General features: G+C 59.4%; 15 protein-coding genes. 11 read left to right on the top strand and 4 right to left on the bottom strand.

Features of this window, described 5'->3' with window-relative positions:
* The first annotated feature begins 314 nt into the window (after positions 1 to 314).
* From hemE to MOV63_RS08270, 8 genes are all read left to right on the top strand, one after another.
* Entirely contained in the window at positions 315 to 1,277 is a 963-nt protein-coding gene (gene hemE / locus MOV63_RS08305; RefSeq protein ID WP_405029308.1) for a uroporphyrinogen decarboxylase, read from the top strand.
* Complete coding sequence (gene hemJ, locus MOV63_RS08300) at positions 1,274 to 1,819, top strand: protoporphyrinogen oxidase HemJ (RefSeq protein ID WP_405029307.1); 546 nt, start codon at positions 1,274 to 1,276, stop codon at positions 1,817 to 1,819. The genes hemE and hemJ overlap by 4 nt, the downstream gene beginning before the upstream one ends.
* A 191-nt stretch (positions 1,820 to 2,010) precedes the next feature.
* Entirely contained in the window at positions 2,011 to 3,276 is a 1,266-nt protein-coding gene (rho, locus tag MOV63_RS08295; protein ID WP_105404823.1) for a transcription termination factor Rho, read from the top strand.
* 86 nt (positions 3,277 to 3,362) lie between these two features.
* Positions 3,363 to 4,667, top strand: a complete 1,305-nt coding sequence (gene mnmE, locus MOV63_RS08290) for a tRNA uridine-5-carboxymethylaminomethyl(34) synthesis GTPase MnmE (RefSeq protein WP_247033249.1) — start codon at positions 3,363 to 3,365, stop codon at positions 4,665 to 4,667.
* 45 nt (positions 4,668 to 4,712) lie between these two features.
* On the top strand, positions 4,713 to 6,593 hold the full coding sequence (gene mnmG, locus MOV63_RS08285) for a tRNA uridine-5-carboxymethylaminomethyl(34) synthesis enzyme MnmG (protein ID WP_247033248.1): 1,881 nt from the start codon (positions 4,713 to 4,715) through the stop codon (positions 6,591 to 6,593).
* A complete protein-coding gene (rsmG, locus tag MOV63_RS08280; RefSeq protein WP_247033247.1) occupies positions 6,593 to 7,210 on the top strand; it encodes a 16S rRNA (guanine(527)-N(7))-methyltransferase RsmG in 618 nt (205 codons plus the stop codon). The genes mnmG and rsmG overlap by 1 nt, the downstream gene beginning before the upstream one ends.
* 15 nt (positions 7,211 to 7,225) lie before the next feature.
* Positions 7,226 to 8,017 (top strand): ParA family protein, encoded by a 792-nt coding sequence (locus tag MOV63_RS08275; RefSeq protein ID WP_038547340.1) that lies wholly within the window; start codon positions 7,226 to 7,228, stop codon positions 8,015 to 8,017.
* Between the two features lie 23 nt (positions 8,018 to 8,040).
* Positions 8,041 to 8,922 carry a ParB/RepB/Spo0J family partition protein gene (locus MOV63_RS08270; RefSeq protein WP_038591563.1) on the top strand — a complete coding sequence of 294 codons (882 nt, stop codon included), beginning with the start codon at positions 8,041 to 8,043 and terminating at the stop codon, positions 8,920 to 8,922.
* A gap of 10 nt (positions 8,923 to 8,932) precedes the next feature.
* Here MOV63_RS08270 and holA read toward each other — a convergent pair whose 3' ends face one another.
* Genes holA through leuS form a run of 3 tightly spaced genes read right to left on the bottom strand, consistent with a single transcriptional unit; the run spans position 8,933 to position 13,132 of the window.
* A complete protein-coding gene (gene holA, locus MOV63_RS08265; RefSeq protein WP_247033246.1) occupies positions 8,933 to 9,964 on the bottom strand; it encodes a DNA polymerase III subunit delta in 1,032 nt (343 codons plus the stop codon).
* Positions 9,952 to 10,512, bottom strand: coding sequence for a hypothetical protein (locus MOV63_RS08260; RefSeq protein WP_247033245.1), 561 nt, complete (start codon positions 10,510 to 10,512; stop codon positions 9,952 to 9,954). The genes holA and MOV63_RS08260 overlap by 13 nt, the downstream gene beginning before the upstream one ends.
* The gene (gene leuS, locus MOV63_RS08255; RefSeq protein ID WP_247033244.1) at positions 10,502 to 13,132 is read right to left on the bottom strand and encodes a leucine--tRNA ligase; all 2,631 of its coding nucleotides are present in this window, start codon (positions 13,130 to 13,132) and stop codon (positions 10,502 to 10,504) included. Before leuS ends, MOV63_RS08260 begins: the two co-directional genes overlap by 11 nt.
* Before the next feature lie 177 nt (positions 13,133 to 13,309).
* Here leuS and MOV63_RS08250 point away from each other — a divergent pair, with 177 nt between their 5' ends.
* On the top strand, positions 13,310 to 13,969 hold the full coding sequence (locus MOV63_RS08250; protein WP_247033243.1) for a YggS family pyridoxal phosphate-dependent enzyme: 660 nt from the start codon (positions 13,310 to 13,312) through the stop codon (positions 13,967 to 13,969).
* A gap of 106 nt (positions 13,970 to 14,075) precedes the next feature.
* Entirely contained in the window at positions 14,076 to 16,007 is a 1,932-nt protein-coding gene (locus MOV63_RS08245; protein WP_247033242.1) for a propionyl-CoA synthetase, read from the top strand.
* 57 nt (positions 16,008 to 16,064) lie between these two features.
* Here the strand turns inward: MOV63_RS08245 and MOV63_RS08240 are convergent, their stop codons facing one another.
* Complete coding sequence (locus tag MOV63_RS08240) at positions 16,065 to 16,781, bottom strand: DUF1013 domain-containing protein (protein ID WP_038547321.1); 717 nt, start codon at positions 16,779 to 16,781, stop codon at positions 16,065 to 16,067.
* A gap of 239 nt (positions 16,782 to 17,020) precedes the next feature.
* On the opposite strand from MOV63_RS08240, the gene acs reads away from it, so the two are divergent.
* Positions 17,021 to 18,973, top strand: a complete 1,953-nt coding sequence (acs, locus tag MOV63_RS08235) for an acetate--CoA ligase (protein WP_247033240.1) — start codon at positions 17,021 to 17,023, stop codon at positions 18,971 to 18,973.
* The last annotated feature ends 36 nt before the right edge of the window (positions 18,974 to 19,009 follow it).

Here is a 19,009-nt window from a genome sequence, read left to right as displayed (position 1 = left end):
TTCCTCCCCAGCTTATCCACAGATAGCGCCGAATTCCATTTCCCGCCATCCTCCTGAAATAACTTGCGAAATTCAAGCTATCCCAAGATCCGTCAACCGGAGGTGATTTTCTGTCCCGCGAGTGGCTGCAAAGCGGCGGATCGTCGCGTCGGCTGTGATTTGACTTTAATCCTTGCTACTCACCGACTCTAAGAAATAGAAATCTAGAAAGATTCATTTCTTATATTTTTAGGGAGAACCCATTGACCGGCGCATACCGGAAGATCATCCAAGTGCTGGAAGGCAAGACGGTCAGTCCACCACCAATCTGGCTCATGAGACAGGCAGGGCGTTATCTGCCGGAATATCGGGAGACGCGGGCGGCGGCCGGAAGTTTTCTCGATCTCTGTTACACGCCGGATCTGGCTGTCGAGGTGACCTTGCAGCCGATCCGGCGCTACGGTTTCGACGCGGCGATCCTGTTTTCCGATATCCTGGTCATCCCGGATGCGCTGCACCGGAACGTGCGGTTCGTGCAGGGCGAAGGTCCCCAAATGGATCCGATCGATGTCGCTGGTATTCAGGCGTTGAACGACGAAGGCGTTCTTGCCCATCTCGCTCCGGTCATGGAAACGGTTCGCCGGCTGAGACAGGAACTGCCCCAGGAAACCACGCTGCTCGGTTTCTGTGGTGCGCCCTGGACGGTTGCGACATACATGATCGCCGGCCACGGGACGCCGGATCAGGCCCCTGCCCGGCTGTTCGCCTATCGGCATCCGGAAGCCTTCGAGAGGCTGCTGTCGCTGCTTGCGGAAATTTCCGCCGAATATCTGATCGCGCAGATCGATGCTGGCGCCGACGCCGTGCAAATCTTCGATTCCTGGGCCGGTGTTCTGGGCGAGAAGGAATTCGACGCCTATGCCGTGAAGCCTGTGGCCCGGATGATCGAGATCGTTCGCAGCGCGCGACCACAGGCGAAGATCATCGCCTTCGCCAAGGGTGCGGGCCTGAATCTGAAATTCTATCGGCAGAAGACCAAAGCCGATGCGATCGGCCTCGACTGGTCGGTGCCGCTGTCGTTTGCGGCCGAGTTGCAGAAGGATGGCCCGGTGCAGGGCAATCTGGATCCGATGCGGGTCGTCGCCGGCGGCAGGTCACTGGAGGAGGGTATCGACGCTATTCTCGCTAAGCTTGGGCATGGGCCGCTGATCTTCAATCTCGGCCACGGCATCACCCCGGAGGCTAATCCGGATCATGTGCGCCAGCTGATCGAACGTGTGCGGGGAGCGAACGCGTGAGTGGGGAGGAGCTGCAGACCGGCAAGCCGGCGGGACGGCGTTCGACATTTCGCGCCCTCATCGCGCTTGCGGTCTTCGTCGCCATCCTGGTTGCCGTCTATCTCGGTCAACCGAATGATTTTATTCTCTACATCAAGGCTTTCCATGTCATCGCAGTGATCTCGTGGATGGCGGGCCTGCTCTACCTGCCGCGGCTGTTCATCTATCACAGCGATGCGGAACCCGGCTCGGCGCAGTCCGAAACCTTCAAGATGATGGAGCAGCGGCTGCTGAAGATCATCATGAACCCGGCGATGATGATCACCTGGGTTCTCGGTCTTTTTCTCGCCTGGGACGTCTACGAGTTTCGTGGCGGCTGGCTGCATGCGAAGATCGGGCTTGTCGTGCTGCTCACAATGGTGCATGTGCTGTTCAGCCGCGCGGTGCGCAACTTCGCGGTCGATGGTCCGCGAAAAACGCCGCGTTACTGGCGGATGATGAATGAACTCCCGACCGTTCTGATGATCGGGATCGTCATTCTGGTGATCGTGAAACCGTTCTGACGCGAGGATATTCTTTCTTTGGCAAGATTTCCGTCTTGCCCCTTGCGGCGTTCCACGTGAATCGCTATTTTCCTCCCCATCTCATCTCGTGGCATGCGTGTAATTTCCTGTCGTCCCCGGATCATCTTCCGCGGTAGCGAATTTCACCGACACGCCTATCCCCCCGAAATTCTCAATATGGTCCCCCCTTCATGGCTGAAATGAAGCTTCAAGAACTCAAGAGCAAATCCCCCACCGATTTGCTGACCTTCGCCGAATCACTGGAGGTCGAGAACGCCAGCACCATGCGCAAGCAGGAACTGATGTTTGCGATCCTCAAGGTTTTGGCGAGCCAGGACGTCGAAATCATCGGCGAAGGCGTGGTCGAGGTCTTGCAGGACGGGTTTGGTTTCCTGCGTTCCGCGAACGCAAACTATCTGCCCGGTCCCGATGACATCTATATCTCACCCTCCCAGATCCGCCGCTTCTCGCTGAAGACCGGCGACACGGTCGAGGGCCCGATCCGCGGTCCGAAAGAAGGCGAGCGTTATTTCGCCCTTCTCAAGGTCAACACGATCAATTTCGACGACCCGGAAAAGATCCGCCACAAGGTCCACTTCGACAACCTGACGCCGCTCTATCCGAACGAGCGGTTCAAGATGGAACTGGAAGTTCCGACTTCCAAGGATCTCTCCGCCCGCGTCATCGACCTTGTGGCGCCGCTCGGCAAAGGCCAGCGTGGCCTGATCGTCGCGCCGCCGCGCACCGGTAAAACCGTTCTGCTACAGAACATCGCCCACTCGATCACCGCCAATCATCCGGAATGTTATCTGATCGTCCTCTTGATCGACGAACGGCCGGAAGAAGTCACGGACATGCAGCGGTCGGTGAAGGGTGAAGTCGTCTCCTCGACCTTCGATGAACCGGCCGTACGCCACGTGCAGGTCGCCGAGATGGTCATCGAGAAGGCCAAGCGCCTCGTCGAGCATGGCCGCGACGTCGTCATCCTACTCGACTCGATCACCCGCCTCGGCCGTGCCTACAACACCGTCGTGCCCTCCTCCGGCAAAGTCCTGACGGGCGGCGTCGACGCCAATGCGCTGCAGCGTCCGAAGCGTTTCTTCGGTGCCGCTCGTAATATCGAAGAGGGTGGTTCGCTGACGATCATTGCGACGGCGCTGATCGATACTGGCAGCCGCATGGACGAAGTTATCTTCGAAGAATTCAAGGGCACCGGTAACTCGGAAATCGTGCTCGACCGCAAGGTCGCCGACAAGCGCATCTTCCCGTCGATGGACATCCTCAAGTCCGGTACACGTAAGGAAGATCTGCTGGTGCCGCGCCAGGATCTCCAAAAGATCTTCGTGCTTCGCCGTATCCTGGCCCCGATGGGGACCACGGACGCGATCGAGTTCCTGATCGACAAGCTGAAGCAGACGAAGACCAATGGCGATTTCTTCGACTCGATGAACACCTGATCCTTAGCCGGATTCAAATTAGATATGGAGCGCTCGGTTTTGCCGGGCGCTTTTCAGTTTAGTGCCGCCTCTGGTAAGTTGAACCCATGGCCCAGGCAGACAACGATACGATCTTCGCGCTCTCGAGCGGCACCTTGCCGGCGGGTGTCGCTGTTATCCGCTTGAGCGGTCCGCAGGCTTTCGACGCCGCGGTGGCTTTGGCTGGTGAACTGCCGGCCGATCGGAAGGCCGGACTGAGAACGATTCGGAGCCGCAACGGTCTGGTGATCGACCAGGCTCTGGTTCTGGCATTTGCTGGTCCGAATTCGTTTACCGGCGAGGATTGCGTTGAAATGCATCTGCATGGCAGCCGCGCCGTCGTTTCCGCCGTCTATCAGGAACTGGAGGCGATCGGACTTCGGCTGGCGGACGCGGGCGAGTTTTCGCGCCGCGCATTCGAGAACGGCAAGTTGGATCTGGTCGAGGTCGAAGGTCTGGCGGATCTCATCGCCGCCGAGACCGAGATGCAACGCCGCCTGGCGGTCGAGCAGGGTTTTGGTGGGCAGTCGGCGCTTTATATGGGTTGGGCCGAGAGATTGACCCGAGCTCGCGCGCTGATCGAGGCTGAACTCGATTTTGCCGATGAGGATGACGTCCCGGGGTCGGTGTCCGACAGGGTATGGACAGAGGTCGGTGATCTTTATTTCGAGATCGAGGGACATATCGCTTCTGCAAAGGCGGGCGAGATTATCCGAGACGGCTACAAGGTGGTTATCGCCGGGCCGCCCAATGCCGGTAAGTCCAGCCTGCTCAATGCTTTGGCAAAACGGGACGTTGCAATCGTCACCGAGATTGCTGGGACAACAAGGGATCTCCTGCATGTCGATATCGATATGGAGGGCTACCTCGTTCGTTTCTTCGATACGGCCGGGCTGCGCGAAAGCGAGGATCGCGTTGAGCAGGAAGGCGTTCGCAGGGCCAGGATCGCCATCGAGCAGGCCGATCTCGTTTTGCAGCTCGAAGAGATCGATTCGGACTCGAAACAGACTTACGACAGCGTGAAAGCTGAGCTTCTGCGGATCGGTACCAAGGTCGATATGCACCGACCATCGGCTGGTTATGACCTTGCCATTTCCAGTGAAACGGGAGATGGGCTGGAGGAATTGCGTTCACGGATCCTGTTAAAGCTCAAGGAAGCTTGGTCCGGATCGCTGGTTCCCAACCGGCAGCGGCATCTTCAGTATCTCAAAGAGGCTTCCCATTTTATCGCAGAAGCGTTAAACGGCCAGGAACTTGATCTTCGAGCCGAGAGCCTTCGGGCGGCTGCGTCGTCATTGGGCCGCATCACCGGCCGGGTCGATGTGGAACAGCTCCTTGACGTAATCTTTTCGCAGTTCTGCATCGGTAAGTGATTCACGTGAAACAGGGCGCTTTGCGCGGTTTCATAAGGTGACCAAATGGAAAAGACATTCGACGTAATCGTCATCGGTGGCGGACATGCTGGCTGCGAGGCTGCGAGTGCCGCTGCGCGCTTGGGCGCGCAGACCGCTCTTATAACCCATAATAGGCAGACGGTGGGTGTCATGTCCTGCAATCCCGCAATTGGCGGACTTGGCAAGGGTCACCTTGTACGTGAAGTCGATGCGTTCGATGGGCTGATGGGACGTGTTGCGGATGCCGCGGGCATTCAGTTCCGCCTTCTCAACCGAAAGAAGGGGCCGGCGGTGCGCGGGCCGCGGACGCAAGCCGATCGCAAGCTTTACCGCCAGGCGATGCAGCGCGAAATTTTCAGCCACCCCAATCTCACTGTCATTGAAGGGGACGCGTTTGACCTGGAAATTCAGGCTGACCGCGTGACGGCCGTGGAATTGAAGGATGGCCGTCGATTCGGATGCGGAACGGTTGTCCTAACGACCGGCACGTTCCTTCGGGGTTTGATCCATATTGGTGACCAAAAGGTCCCCGCAGGTCGCGTCGGCGAGGCTCCCTCCCTGGGGTTATCGGAGACCCTTTTACGGTTCGGCCTGCGGCTCGGCAGGCTGAAGACCGGTACGCCTGCTCGGCTGGACGGAAATACGATCGACTGGGCACGGGTTGGCCGGCAGGAAGCCGACGAAGATCCGGTGCCCTTCTCTTTTATGACCGACCGGATTACCACGAAGCAGATTGCCTGTGGCGTCACCCGCACGACTGAGGCGACGCATAGGATCATTTCGGACAATATCCATCGGTCTGCGATGTATTCCGGACAGATCGAGGGTGTCGGTCCGCGTTATTGTCCATCGATCGAGGACAAGATCGTCCGCTTTGGCGAACGCGATGGGCATCAAATCTTTTTGGAGCCGGAAGGCCTGGACGACTCGACTGTCTATCCAAACGGCATTTCGACCTCGCTTCCCGCCGAGGTCCAGGCAGCGTTCATTCACACCATTCCAGGCTTGGAGGCGGTGTCGATCATCCAGCCCGGCTACGCAATCGAATATGATCACGTGGATCCGCGGGAGTTGACCGCCGCCCTTGAAGTCAAGAAAATTCCTGGACTCTTCCTTGCGGGGCAGATCAACGGAACGACGGGTTATGAGGAGGCTGCGGCTCAGGGCTTGGTTGCCGGGCTCAATGCCGCGCGTAAAGCTTCCGGCGGCGACGCCTATCACTTCAGCCGCGCCGATTCCTACATAGGAGTCATGGTGGACGACCTGACATCCCGTGGGGTCACCGAACCTTACCGAATGTTTACGTCGCGCGCTGAATATCGCCTTTCGCTTCGAGCTGATAATGCGGATGTTCGATTGACTGAAAATGCTATCGAACTTGGTTGCGTGGGAGCAGAACGGGCGTCAAGGTTTCGCGATTATACCCAGGCACTAGATGCCGGCAGGGAATTACTGCAGTCTCGTAACCTGACGCCTAATGAGGCACATCGCTTTGGTCTTAAGTTGAACAAGGACGGTCAACGACGAACGGCATATGAATTATTGGCTTATCCCGACCAATCGCTGAATGCGCTTACAGCCATATGGCCGGAATTGGAACAACTTCCGCCAAAGGTTGCTGAAGCATTGGAGATCGAAGCGTCCTACGCGGTCTATATGAACCGGCAGGCAGCCGACATCCATGCCACTCACCGGGACGAGGCGCGAGTTATCCCGCAAGCCTTTGATTTTTCAGCGCTTCCTGGACTTTCCAATGAACTCAAACTGAAGCTAACGGCGGCAAACCCCGGCAATCTGGCACAGGCGTCCAAGGTTGACGGAATGACGCCCGCTGCCCTTGCGCTCATCCTAGCACTCCTTCGCAAAGAAGAAGCTGCACCGCAGCGCGTCAGGCGAGTCCTGTAATGCTTCTGAACGGCAAGAGTGTTTCACGTGAAACGCAGGAGAAGCTTGAGCACTTTGCAGCGCTTTTTCAGAAGTGGGCAAAGGCCATCAATCTGGTTGCTCCCTCCACACTGGACGAATTGTGGCGGCGTCATATTGCTGACAGCGCCCAAATCTTCCAACTCTCCCCTCATCCATATAGATGGCTCGATCTTGGTTCCGGGGGTGGCTTCCCTGGCGTGATAACGGCCATCTTTCTGGCCGAGACACAACAGGGATGGGTTCATCTGGTTGAGAGCAATCAGAAAAAGGCCGCGTTTCTTCGAGTGGCGCTCAATGAAACGGGTGCCAGGGGTTCAGTCCATCCTTTGCGAATCGAATCAGCCTTCACGGCCCTTCCCGATTGCGAGCGCATCTCCGCCAGAGCCCTTGCCGAGCTCGATCCACTTCTTGCCTACACATCGCCTTGGATGATTAGCAAAGATACAAGAGCTTTTTTCCATAAAGGCAGGGATTACGCCGCGGAAGTCGAGAAAGCCCGTGGCCGTTGGTCGTTCGATCTGGTAAAACATCAGAGTGCCGTCGAGCCGGATTCAATTATCCTCGAGATTAGCAATTTAAGGCACAAAGAACCCTAGATTTTCAGGTGCTGAATGTTTGAAAGAAATCGGGTTATCACGATTGCCAACCAAAAAGGCGGCGTGGGCAAGACAACGACGGCAATCAATCTGGCGACGGCCCTTGCGGCAATTGGCGAACGCGTTCTGATCATCGACCTTGATCCGCAGGGCAATGCCAGCACCGGGCTGGGTATCGACCGTCGAGACCGCAAGCTCTCTTCCTATGATTTGTTGATGGGATACAACTCCATAGCGGAGACGGCGCTCGAGACGGCGGTTCCAAACCTGCACATCGTTCCCTCGACGATGGACCTGCTTGGATTCGAAATGGAAATTTCCCAGGCTTCTGATCGGGCATTCAAGCTTCGAAGCGCTTTGAGCGGCGATGACGCCCTGGTCTATTCCTATATTCTTCTGGACTGCCCCCCATCGTTCAACCTGTTGACGATGAATGCCATGGCCGCGGCTCATTCCATCCTGGTGCCGTTGCAATGCGAGTTCTTTGCACTGGAAGGGTTGAGCCAGTTGCTCGAAACGGTCGATCAGGTGCGTCGCAGCGTCAATCCGTCGCTCGATATCCAGGGAATCGTCCTCACCATGTTCGATGCCCGAAACAACCTGGCTCAACAGGTTGTCAATGATGTGCGGACGCATCTTGGCGAGAAGGTCTATCATACGCTGATTCCGCGCAATGTCCGTGTATCCGAGGCGCCTTCTTACGGTAAGCCGGCGATCCTATACGATCTGAAATGCGCGGGCAGCCAAGCTTATTTGCAACTGGCTTCCGAAGTCATCCAGCGAGAACGCAGGCGTAAAGCCGCCTGATTCAGACCAAGTGAGTGATAAGAATGAACGACGACCTATCGAAACGGCGCCTCGGGCGCGGTCTTGCAGCGCTCATAGGCGAAATGGATCAGCAGGCGCCCGCCGATAACGGTGCCCGGAGCGTTAATCCGGATCGTATGGTCCCGATTGAGCATGTATCCCGCAATCCGAAGAATCCGCGTCGGAGTTTCGATGAGGGCGAGCTGCAGGATCTGGCCAGCTCCATTCGTCAGCACGGAATCGTTCAGCCGGTCGTTGTTCGGCCGCGAGGCCCTGCACAATATGAAATCATAGCCGGCGAACGTCGTTGGCGTGCCGCCCAATTGGCGGGCTTGATCGAAATTCCTGTCATCGTCCGCGACGTGGACGATCGGACAGCACTCGAGATCGCAATCGTCGAGAACGTTCAACGTTCGGACCTCAATCCCCTGGAAGAGGCCCTTGGCTACGACCAGCTGATCGCCGAGCACGGCTATACTCAGAACGATCTGGGCGAGATCATCGGTAAGAGCCGAAGCCATGTCGCCAACAGTCTTCGCCTGCTGAAGCTGCCCGAACCGGTACGGGATATGCTGGCAGCAGGGAGCCTTTCCGCGGGGCATGCCCGTGCGTTGATCACGACGTCGGATCCGGCTTCACTGGCGCGTACCATTATTGCCAAGGGAATGTCGGTGCGGGATGCCGAAAAGCTGGCTCAGAACGATATCAAGGCTCAAGCCGAGCCGACAACCGTTTCGAAAGCGGAACAAAAAGATTCCGATACGCTGGCGCTTGAGCGGACCCTTTCCGATTCCCTCGGGTTGGAGGTGAAGATCAACCACAAGAATGGTGGGGGCCAGATCAAGATCGGTTATCGGACGCTGGAGCAGCTCGAGGAGATCTGCCGTCTTCTGGAACGGAGATAATCTAGGAAATTCAACGGCTTGATTGAATAGCCGTGGCCATCAGCGTGTGAAAGGCAATGTTGGGTTCCAGGCTCTGCCTCTGCCGCGACATCAGGATTGCGGCTTGCAGCCTTTCCGTTTCACGCGCGAGCGCTGGCGAACTCCATGTTCTCAGCGCCTTTTCTATGAGCGGTTTGCGCTTGAAGTGAATATGCCGGCCGAGTGTCATCATGACCTGGGCGGTCTGGAGCTTCTTTTCCTCCATTTCCGCCTTCATCAGATCCAGTAGCTGGAATTGTTTCAGGCAGGATTGCAGGACAAGAAAAACTGGGGTCTTCGATGAGACGACCTTCTGGATGGCACGGTGCAGGCCCGGCAAGTCACCGCTGAGGATCGCATCGACGGCCTCGTCGGCTGAAACGGCACTCGCGTCGCCGATAATCCCATCGATATGCTCTTCCTCGACCATGCCCATACCACGGCAATAGAGAGCGAGCTTGCGGATCTCGTTACGGGAGGCTACTCGATCCCCGCCGAGCAGCTCCAGGAGCCTCTGGCGCGCGCCCTGGCTGATTCTGAGACCTTCGCTCCCCAGTTCCGAATCGATTAGCCCGTTCAGCGCCTTCACGTCGTCCGCATAACAGGGAATGACAGCGATCGACCGCGAAGGTTCCGCGATCTTGCGCAGTCCGCTCCCCTTCTTGAGGTCTCCCGCTTCGACGATCAGGATGTTGGCCGGAGGCGGACCATCCACGAGAGCCTGCATCGCGTCGAGAAGGGGTTTTTCGTTGGCGGCACCGCGCAGCCATACGAGTTTGGAGCCGCCGAAGAGGCCGAGCGAGTTCACCTCATCGAGAAGCCGCCCGGGGTCACCCTGCAGATCCGAGACGTCGAGCTTGAGCATGGCGAACGGATCGTCCTGAGAGACGCCCGTCTTGCCTGCAATGAGTGCTGCACGCTCTGAGACAAGGCCGCGATCTGGTCCGTAGATCACGAAGATCTTGTAAAGATCCGAGCTCTTTTCGGCAAACCGATCGAATTCGTGGGACTTTACTTCTGCCATACCGTCTGCGGCTGAGGTTCGCGGGCGAGCGCGATGGCGATCTCGGCGCGGATGAATTCAGCGAGCTCTCTTGCAGCGCGGTTTTCGGCATCGCGAACGGCGCGGAGCGAGGCATAACCCTGACCCGAGACATCCATGAGCGATACGACCTCACGCTTGCCGGACTTCAAGATCTTTCCGTCGCTGATGCGGGTGATCGTGTAGATGCCCTCCACCTGAACGCGGCCCGGGACAGGCACGCCGGTCGGAGAGACATTGTCGTCGTCCTCATCAGCGCTAATGTTGGAGGACGCACTTTTTGTCGATAGTTTCACCTCGTAAGCCGGATGAGCCGACTCGCCGGCACCCCCGGAGGTCAGGAAAACCAGTTGATTGCGGACAACCTGGTCGAGGCGGGTGCGGGGTTGCCAAAAGCCGACCGAAGCCAGGCGTTCGCCCGTACCGGAAGCCTCGGAATAGAGCGGGCGGACCTGGCAGCCGGCAAGCACAGTCAACATTACCAGGCCGGATATGAACCCGAAACGACGAAGAGAGCGGTCAGACGACAATGTTTACGATCCTCTGTGGGACGACGATGACTTTCTTCGGCGCCCGGCCTTCAAGAGCCGCTTTGACCGTATCCAGTGCCAGAACCGCAGCTTCGACCGCACTTTGATCCGCGTCGCGCGCGATTGTCAATTCGCCGCGCTTCTTGCCGTTGATTTGGACCGGCAGTGTGATCTCGTTCTCGATGACGAGCGCTTCGTCATATTGCGGCCAGGGGGCTACGGAAAGCAGTTCCTTGTTGCCGAGAACCGCCCAGCATTCTTCCGCCAGATGCGGTGTCATCGGCGCAACAAGCTGGATCAGAATTTCCGAGGCGTTGCGGACGGCGGCGCGATAGGCAGCATCGCCCTCGCTGGCAGCGACCCGGCCGAGCGGCGCCGCAAGCGCATTCACCAGCTCATAGATACGCGCTACGGCTTTGTTGAACGACAGCCTGTCGTAATCGCCCTGAACCGCCTTCAGCGTCTTGTGGGCGAGCTGCGAGATTGCCAGCGCTTCGCCCTCGTTAGCCGGCATCGGATCGATACCAGCCAAGTTCTCCGAGGCTTCGGAAATCAGACGCCACAGGCGCTGGGTGAAGCGGTGAGCACCTTCGACACCGGCCTCGGACCAGATCACGTCTCGGTCCGGCGGAGAGTCCGAAAGTACGAAGAAGCGGGCCGTATCGGCGCCGTAGGAGGCGATGATATCGTCCGGATCGACGACGTTCTTTTTCGACTTCGACATCTTCTCGATCGAGCCGATGGTGACTTCTTCGCCACCCTCGAGCATGGTGGCGCGGCGTTTGCCGTCCACCTCCTCGATGCGGACGTCGGCCGGGGCTACCCATTCGCCGTTCGGGCCGGAGCCGCGGCGATAGGTTTCGTGCACGACCATGCCTTGCGTGAAGAGGCCCTTGAAAGGCTCCTTGACCTCGACATGGCCGGTCTCGCGCATGGCGCGGGTGAAGAAACGGGAATAGAGCAGGTGGAGGATCGCGTGCTCGATGCCGCCGATATACTGGTCAACCGGCAGCCAGCGGTTGGCCACAGTCGGATCGGTCGGATCCCTCTCCCAGGGCGCCGTGAAGCGGGTGAAATACCAGCTCGAATCGACGAACGTGTCCATCGTGTCCGTCTCGCGGCGGGCATCCTTGCCGCATTGCGGGCAGGCGACGTGGCGCCAGGTCGGATGGCGGTCGAGCGGGTTGCCCGGCAGGTCGAAAGTCACATCGTCCGGCAGCTTGACCGGCAGGTCCGCTTTCGGCACCGGCACGACGCCGCAATCATCGCAATGGATGACGGGGATCGGGCAACCCCAATAACGCTGACGGGAAATACCCCAGTCGCGCAGGCGGAAATTCACCTTGCGCTCGCCCTGCGGCATATTGCCGACAATCGTTTCCGACAGACGATTTGCAACGATCTCGAAGGCTTCATCGGTCGTCTTGCCGTCGAGGAAGCGCGAATTGATCATCACGCCGTCATCGACGTAAGCGGTCTCACCGACCTCGAAGGTCGCGGCATCGGCGTCCTTCGGCATGACGACCGGCACGACAGGCAGGCCATATTTACGGGCGAAATCCAGGTCTCGCTGGTCACCGGACGGGCAGCCGAAGATGGCGCCGGTGCCGTAATCCATCAGCACGAAGTTCGCGACATAGACCGACAGTTCCCAGGAGGGATCGAGCGGGTGCTTGACGCGGACGCCAGTATCGATGCCCTTCTTCTCGGCCGTTTCCAGCGCTGCGAGCGAGGTCCCGTGATGGCGGCATTCCTCGGCGAAAGCTTCGATAGCCGGATTCTGCGCAGCTGCGGCCTTGGCCAGCGGATGGTCGGCGGCGATGGCCAGGAACGAAGCACCGAACAGCGTGTCGGGACGGGTCGTGTAGACCACGACTTCGCTTTCGCCGGCGGGTGCCGTCGAACTGACGATTTCCCAGCGAACCGTCAGGCCCTCGGATCGGCCGATCCAGTTCTTCTGCATCAGCCGGACCTTTTCAGGCCACTGGTCGAGCGTATCGAGCGAGTCCAACAGATCCTGGCTGAAATCGGTGATCTTGAAGAACCACTGCACCAGATCGCGCTGCTCCACCAGCGCACCCGAGCGCCAGCCGCGGCCGTCGATAACCTGCTCGTTGGCCAGAACCGTCTGGTCGACCGGATCCCAGTTGACCTTGGACTGCTTGCGATAAACCAGTCCCTTTTCCATCATGTCGAGGAAGAGGTGCTGCTGCTGCTGGTAATATTCGACGTCACAGGTGGCGAACTCGCGTGACCAGTCGAGCGACAGGCCCATGGCCTTCAGCTGCGCCTTCATGGATTCGATGTTCTGGTAGGTCCAGGTCTTCGGATGCACCTTGTTGTCGCGAGCGGCATTTTCAGCCGGCATGCCGAAAGCGTCCCAGCCCATCGGATGCAGGACGTTGAAACCGCGGGCGCGCTTGTAGCGGGCCACCACGTCGCCCATGGCATAGTTGCGCACGTGGCCCATATGGATGCGGCCCGACGGATAGGGAAACATCTCCAGAACGTAGTATTTTTCGCGCGGATCGCTGTTGTCGGTCTCGAAAACCTTGGCATCGTTCCAGGTCTGCTGCCAACGGGGCTCGGCATCGCGCGGATTATAACGTTCAGTCGCCATTTCAATGATATTCCGGGAAAATAAGATCAAGAGTCGGGCGAGACCTTCACCATGAAACCCGGCAAGCGTCAAGTTTTACGGGGGCGGGAAAGGCCAAGTTCAGGGCGAAACACCCTTGGCAGAGCCTTATATGAGGACTAAGCGCTGAGCTTGCAAGAAAAGCGGAAGGTAGAGGCCATGAGCGTCGAAGAACGGCTGCAGGATGTGAAGGCACGGATCGGCAAGGCGGAGCGCCTGTCGAAGCGGCCGGTGGGGTCGGTGACGCTTGTGGCGGTTTCGAAAACGTTCGAAGCGCAGGACATTCGGCCAGCAATCGCCGCGGGACAGCGGATATTCGGCGAGAACCGCGTGCAGGAAAGCCAGGACAAGTGGCCGGAACTGAAGTCCGAGACGCCTGAAATCGAGCTGCATCTGATCGGGCCGCTGCAATCCAACAAGGCGGCCGACGCCGTGGCGCTGTTCGATGCCATCGAGACGGTGGATCGGGAAAAGATCGCCCGCGCGCTTGCCAACGAAATCAACAAGCAGGGCAAAGCGCCAAAACTCTATGTGCAGGTCAATACCGGGCTTGAGCCGCAGAAGGCGGGGATCGAGCCGAAGCAGGCCGTTGCCTTCGTAGAGTTCTGCCGCAAGGAGCTCGGGCTTTCGATCGAGGGGCTGATGTGCATTCCGCCGGCTGAGGAAAATCCGGGGCCGCATTTTGCGCTGCTCGCCGAGCTTGCCGTGCAATGCGGAGTCGAAAAGCTCTCCATGGGGATGTCCGGCGATTTCGAGACGGCGGTTGAATTCGGAGCGACCAGCGTTCGCGTCGGCTCGGCCATCTTCGGCTCGCGCTGAAAACAGGCTTTCGCCAAGGACCTAGCGCTTTCGTCGGGCTTTCCCGCACCTCTCCCACACCCTAGATTGACCATTCCGGGCTGTGCTCATGTGACGGGAGGTGCAGATGCAAAGCCGCTATTTCGACGTTTATGAAGGCTGGCAAAAGGATCCGGAAGGGTTCTGGAGAAGCGCGTCCGCTGCCATCGACTGGTTCAAGGAACCGGAGAAAATCTTCGACAGGGACGAAGGGGTCTATGGCCGCTGGTTCACCGGCGGGGAGACCAACACCTGCCACAACTGCCTCGACCGGCATGTGGCCGCAGGGCGTGGCGAACAGCGCGCCTTCATCCACGACAGCGCCATGACGGGAAGGCAGAACAGCTTCACCTATGCCGAGGTGCTCGAGGAGGTGACGGCGATCGCCGCCGTGATGCGGGATCTCGGCATCGAGAAAGGCGATCGGGTCGTGATCTACATGCCGATGGTGCCGGAAGCGGTCTTCTCGATGCTTGCCTGTGCCCGGCTCGGGGCGGTGCATTCGGTGGTGTTCGGCGGCTTTGCGGCGCAGGAGCTGGCGGCGCGGCTGAACGATTCGGAAGCGAAACTGGTGATCAGCGCGAGCTGCGGCCTCGAGCCTGGCCGCACGGTCGCCTATAAGCCGCTGCTCGACCAGGCGATCGAGCTTGCCCGGGTAAAACCCGAACATTGCCTCATCCTGCAGCGCGAACAGCTCCAGGTGGAGCTGCGGTCGGAGCGGGGAGAGCTGGATTTCTCGGAGGCGGTGGAGAAGGCGCGGGGCAGGGACGTACCATGCGTGGCGGTCAAGGCGACCGATCCGCTCTACATCCTCTACACGTCCGGAACGACCGGCCAGCCCAAGGGCGTCGTGCGCGACAATGGCGGGCACATGGTGGCGCTGCATTGGAGCATGGAGAACATCTTTGGCGTCAAGCCGGGGGAGGTGTTCTGGACTGCATCCGATATCGGCTGGGTGGTCGGCCATTCCTATATCGTCTACGGGCCGCTGCTCGCCGGCAATACGAGCGTGATCTTCGAGGGCAAGCCGGTGGGCACGCCGGATGCCGGCACGTTCTGGCGGGTCGTCAGCGATCACGACGTGAAAGTGCTGTTCACGGCGCCGACGGCTTTTCGGGCGATCCGTCGTGACGATCCGGAGGGCGAACTGGTCGAAAAATACGATCTGACCGGGATGCGCGCCCTGTTCCTCGCCGGTGAGCGGGCCGATTCGGAAACACTGAAATGGGCCGAGCAGAAGCTTAAGATTCCGGTGATCGATCACTGGTGGCAGACGGAGACGGGCTGGCCTGTAGCCGCCAACACGGTCGGGCTCGGTCTGATGCCGGTCAAGCACGGTTCGCCGACGCGGCCGATGCCCGGTTATGCGCTCGACGTGCTGGACGATGCCGGCCATCCGGTGCCGCGCGGGACGCTCGGCAATATTGTCATCAAGCTGCCGCTGCCGCCCGGCTGCCTCGTCAGCTTCTGGAATGCCGACCAGCGGTTCCGCGAGGCTTGCCTTGACGAGTTCCCGGGGTATTACAAGACGGCCGATGCCGGGGTGATGGACGAGGACGGTTATATCTTCGTGATGGCGCGCACCGATGACATCATCAACTGCGCCGGCCATCGGCTTTCGACCGGGGCAATGGAGGAAGTCTGCGCCAAACATCCCGATGTCGCAGAATGCGCGGTAATCGGCGTCCATGATGCCACCAAGGGGCAAATCCCCTGCGGCTTCATGGTGCTGAAGAACCATGTTTCACGGGAAATCACTGATATTGCGAGAGAAGTGGCCGAGCTGGTGCGCAACGAGATCGGCCCGGTGGCGGCGTTCAAGACGGTGATGGTGGTTCATAAGCTGCCGAAGACCCGATCGGGCAAGATCCTGCGCGGCACGATGCAGAAGATTGCCGACGACATGCCGTGGAAAATGCCGGCAACGATCGAGGATGCGACGGTGCTGGACGAGATCACCGCGATCCTGAAGGCGAACGGCTACGCCCGCGAAGGGAGCGGCCTCAAACAGAGTGCCTGAACGAAAGAAGCCCCGGATCGTCTCCGGGGCTTCTTGAATGCAATCGAAATGGTTCGATCAGAAGCGGTCGTCTTCCTCGTCGTCGTCGCGACGGGTGGACTTGAGCGACGAGAGCTTGGCGAAAACGGCGTCCGCGTCGATCTCCTTTTCCTTCTCTTCCTCGCGCTCGTTGCGATAATTGAAACCGAGGTTTTCGGTTTCGCTCGCCGGCTGCAGGGAAGCGCCGAGTTCGGCGGCGGTCGGCAGCGGACGACCCTTGGAAGCGCGCTCGACTTCGAGGTCGAGGTCGATCTGGCTGCAGAGGCCAAGCGTCACCGGATCCATCGGCGTCAGGTTGGTCGAGTTCCAGTGGGTGCGCTCGCGGATCTGCTCGATCGTCGACTTGGTGGTGCCGACGAGGCGGGAGATTTGCGCGTCCTTGAGTTCAGGATGGTTGCGAACCAGCCAGAGAATGGCGTTCGGGCGATCCTGGCGCTTGGAGACCGGCGTATAGCGCGGGCCGCGGCGTTTCGATTCCGGCACGCGAACCTTCGGCTCGGACAGCTTCAGCTTGTGGTTGATGTCCTTTTCGCCGCGCTCGATTTCATCGCGCGAAAGCTGGCCTGTTGCGATCGGGTCGAGGCCCTTGATGCCCTGCGCCGCTTCGCCATCCGCAATGGCTTTCACCTCGAGCGGGTGGAGCTTGCAGAAATTGGCGATCTGTTCGAAGGAAAGCGCGGTATTGTCGACCAGCCATACAGCGGTCGCCTTCGGCATGAGCAATTGTTGAGCCATGGGTATAGGTCCTCTGTCCGTCCGCGCCGGTGTCGCGGGCCGTGGGTATCAACCACAATTTCCGGGAATTTACCGCCCTATAATCGAATTGGGACAGAATTGCAAATCTTTGAAGCGAGATCGTCGCACCGAGATGAACCGTTTGTCTAATTGCCGCTCTTGCCTCACCTGTTATGAATGCGGCACATATCGCTGACGGCTCGATGCGTCGTTATGCGTGCCAATTCAGGGAGGTGTTCATGTCGGAAAAAGTCTACCCGGTTCTCAAGTCCGCCAAAGCGAAAGCGCTCATCGACAAGGATAGATACGAGAAGTGGTACGAGGAGAGCGTCGAGGATCCGGACAAGTTCTGGGGCAAACACGGCAGGCGCATTGACTGGTTCAAGCCCTATACCAAAGTCAAGAACACCTCCTTCAAGGGCAAGGTCTCGATCAAATGGTTCGAGGACGGTCTGACCAACGTTTCCTACAACTGCATCGACCGCCACCTGAAGACCCATGGAGAGCGCACAGCGCTGATCTGGGAGGGCGACAACCCCTATATCGACAAGAAGATCACCTATAACCAGCTTTACGATCAGGTCTGCCGGCTGGCCAACGTCTTGAAGAAACACGGCGTCAAGAAGGGCGACCGCGTCACCATCTACATGCCGATGATCCCCGAAGCGGCCTATGCGATGCTCGCCTGCGCCCGTATCGGCGCGGTGCATTCGGTCGTGTTCGGCGGGTTCTCGCCGGAAGCGCTGGCCGGCCGCATCATCGACTGCCAGTCTACCTTCGTGATCACCTGCGACGAGGGCGTCCGCGGTGGCAAGCCGGTGCCGCTCAAGGACAATACCGATACGGCGATCCATATCGCGGCTCGCCAGCACGTGATCGTCAACAAGGTCGTGGTGGTGCGCCGCACTGGCGGCAAGACCGGCTGGGCGCCTGGCCGCGACCTCTGGTACCACCAGGAAATCGCCACCGTGAAGGAGCACTGCGAGCCGGCGAAGATGAAGGCGGAAGATCCGCTGTTCATCCTCTACACTTCGGGCTCGACCGGAAAGCCGAAGGGCGTGCTGCACACGACCGGCGGTTACCTCGTCTTCGCGGCGATGACCCACGAATATACGTTCGACTACCATGACGGCGACATCTACTGGTGCACGGCGGATGTGGGCTGGGTGACCGGCCATTCCTACATCGTCTACGGGCCGCTGGCGAACTGCGCCACCTCGCTGATGTTCGAAGGCGTGCCGAACTTCCCCGATCAAGGCCGTTTCTGGGAAATCATCGATAAGCACAAGGTCAACATCTTCTACACCGCGCCGACGGCGATCCGTTCGCTGATGGGTGCCGGCGACGAGTTCGTGAAACGCTCCTCGCGGACAAGCCTGCGCCTGCTTGGCACGGTCGGCGAACCGATCAACCCGGAAGCCTGGGAATGGTATTACAACGTGGTCGGCGACAAGCGCTGCCCGGTCGTCGATACCTGGTGGCAGACGGAAACCGGCGGCCACATGATCACCCCGCTGCCGGGTGCCACCGACCTCAAGCCGGGTTCGGCCACCAAACCGTTCTTCGGCGTGAAGCCCGAACTGGTGGATAACGAGGGCAAGGTGCTGGAAGGCGCGGCCGACGGCAATCTCTGCATCACCGACGCGTGGCCGGGCATGATGCGCACGCTCTACGGCGACCACGACCGCTTCATCCAAGCCTATTTCTCCACCTACAAGGGGAAATATTTCACCGGTGACGGCTGCCGGCGAGACGAGGACGGTTATTACTGGATTACCGGCCGCGTCGACGACGTGCTGAACGTCTCCGGTCACCGGCTCGGCACGGCGGAAGTGGAATCGGCGCTCGTCTCACACAATCTCGTGTCGGAAGCGGCGGTCGTCGGTTATCCGCACAATATCAAGGGCCAGGGCATCTATTGCTACGTGACCCTGATGTCCGGCCACGAAGGCAGCGACGCGCTGCGCCAGGAACTGGTGAAGCATGTCCGCCAGGAAATCGGCCCGATCGCGCAACCCGACAAGATCCAGTTCGCGCCCGGCCTGCCAAAAACCCGCTCCGGCAAGATCATGCGCCGCATCCTGCGCAAGATCGCCGAGGACGACTTTGGCTCGCTGGGGGATATCTCGACGCTCGCTGATCCGGGCGTGGTGGACGATCTGATCGCCAACCGCCAGAACAAGGCGGGCTGATTGAACTTAAAGGCTGCTCGGGAAACCGGGCGGCCT

The sequence above is a fragment of the Neorhizobium sp. SHOUNA12A genome, from assembly GCF_023006505.1.
In the GTDB taxonomy this organism is placed as follows: domain Bacteria; phylum Pseudomonadota; class Alphaproteobacteria; order Rhizobiales; family Rhizobiaceae; genus Neorhizobium.
This window is presented reverse-complemented; position numbering and strand designations above follow the sequence as displayed.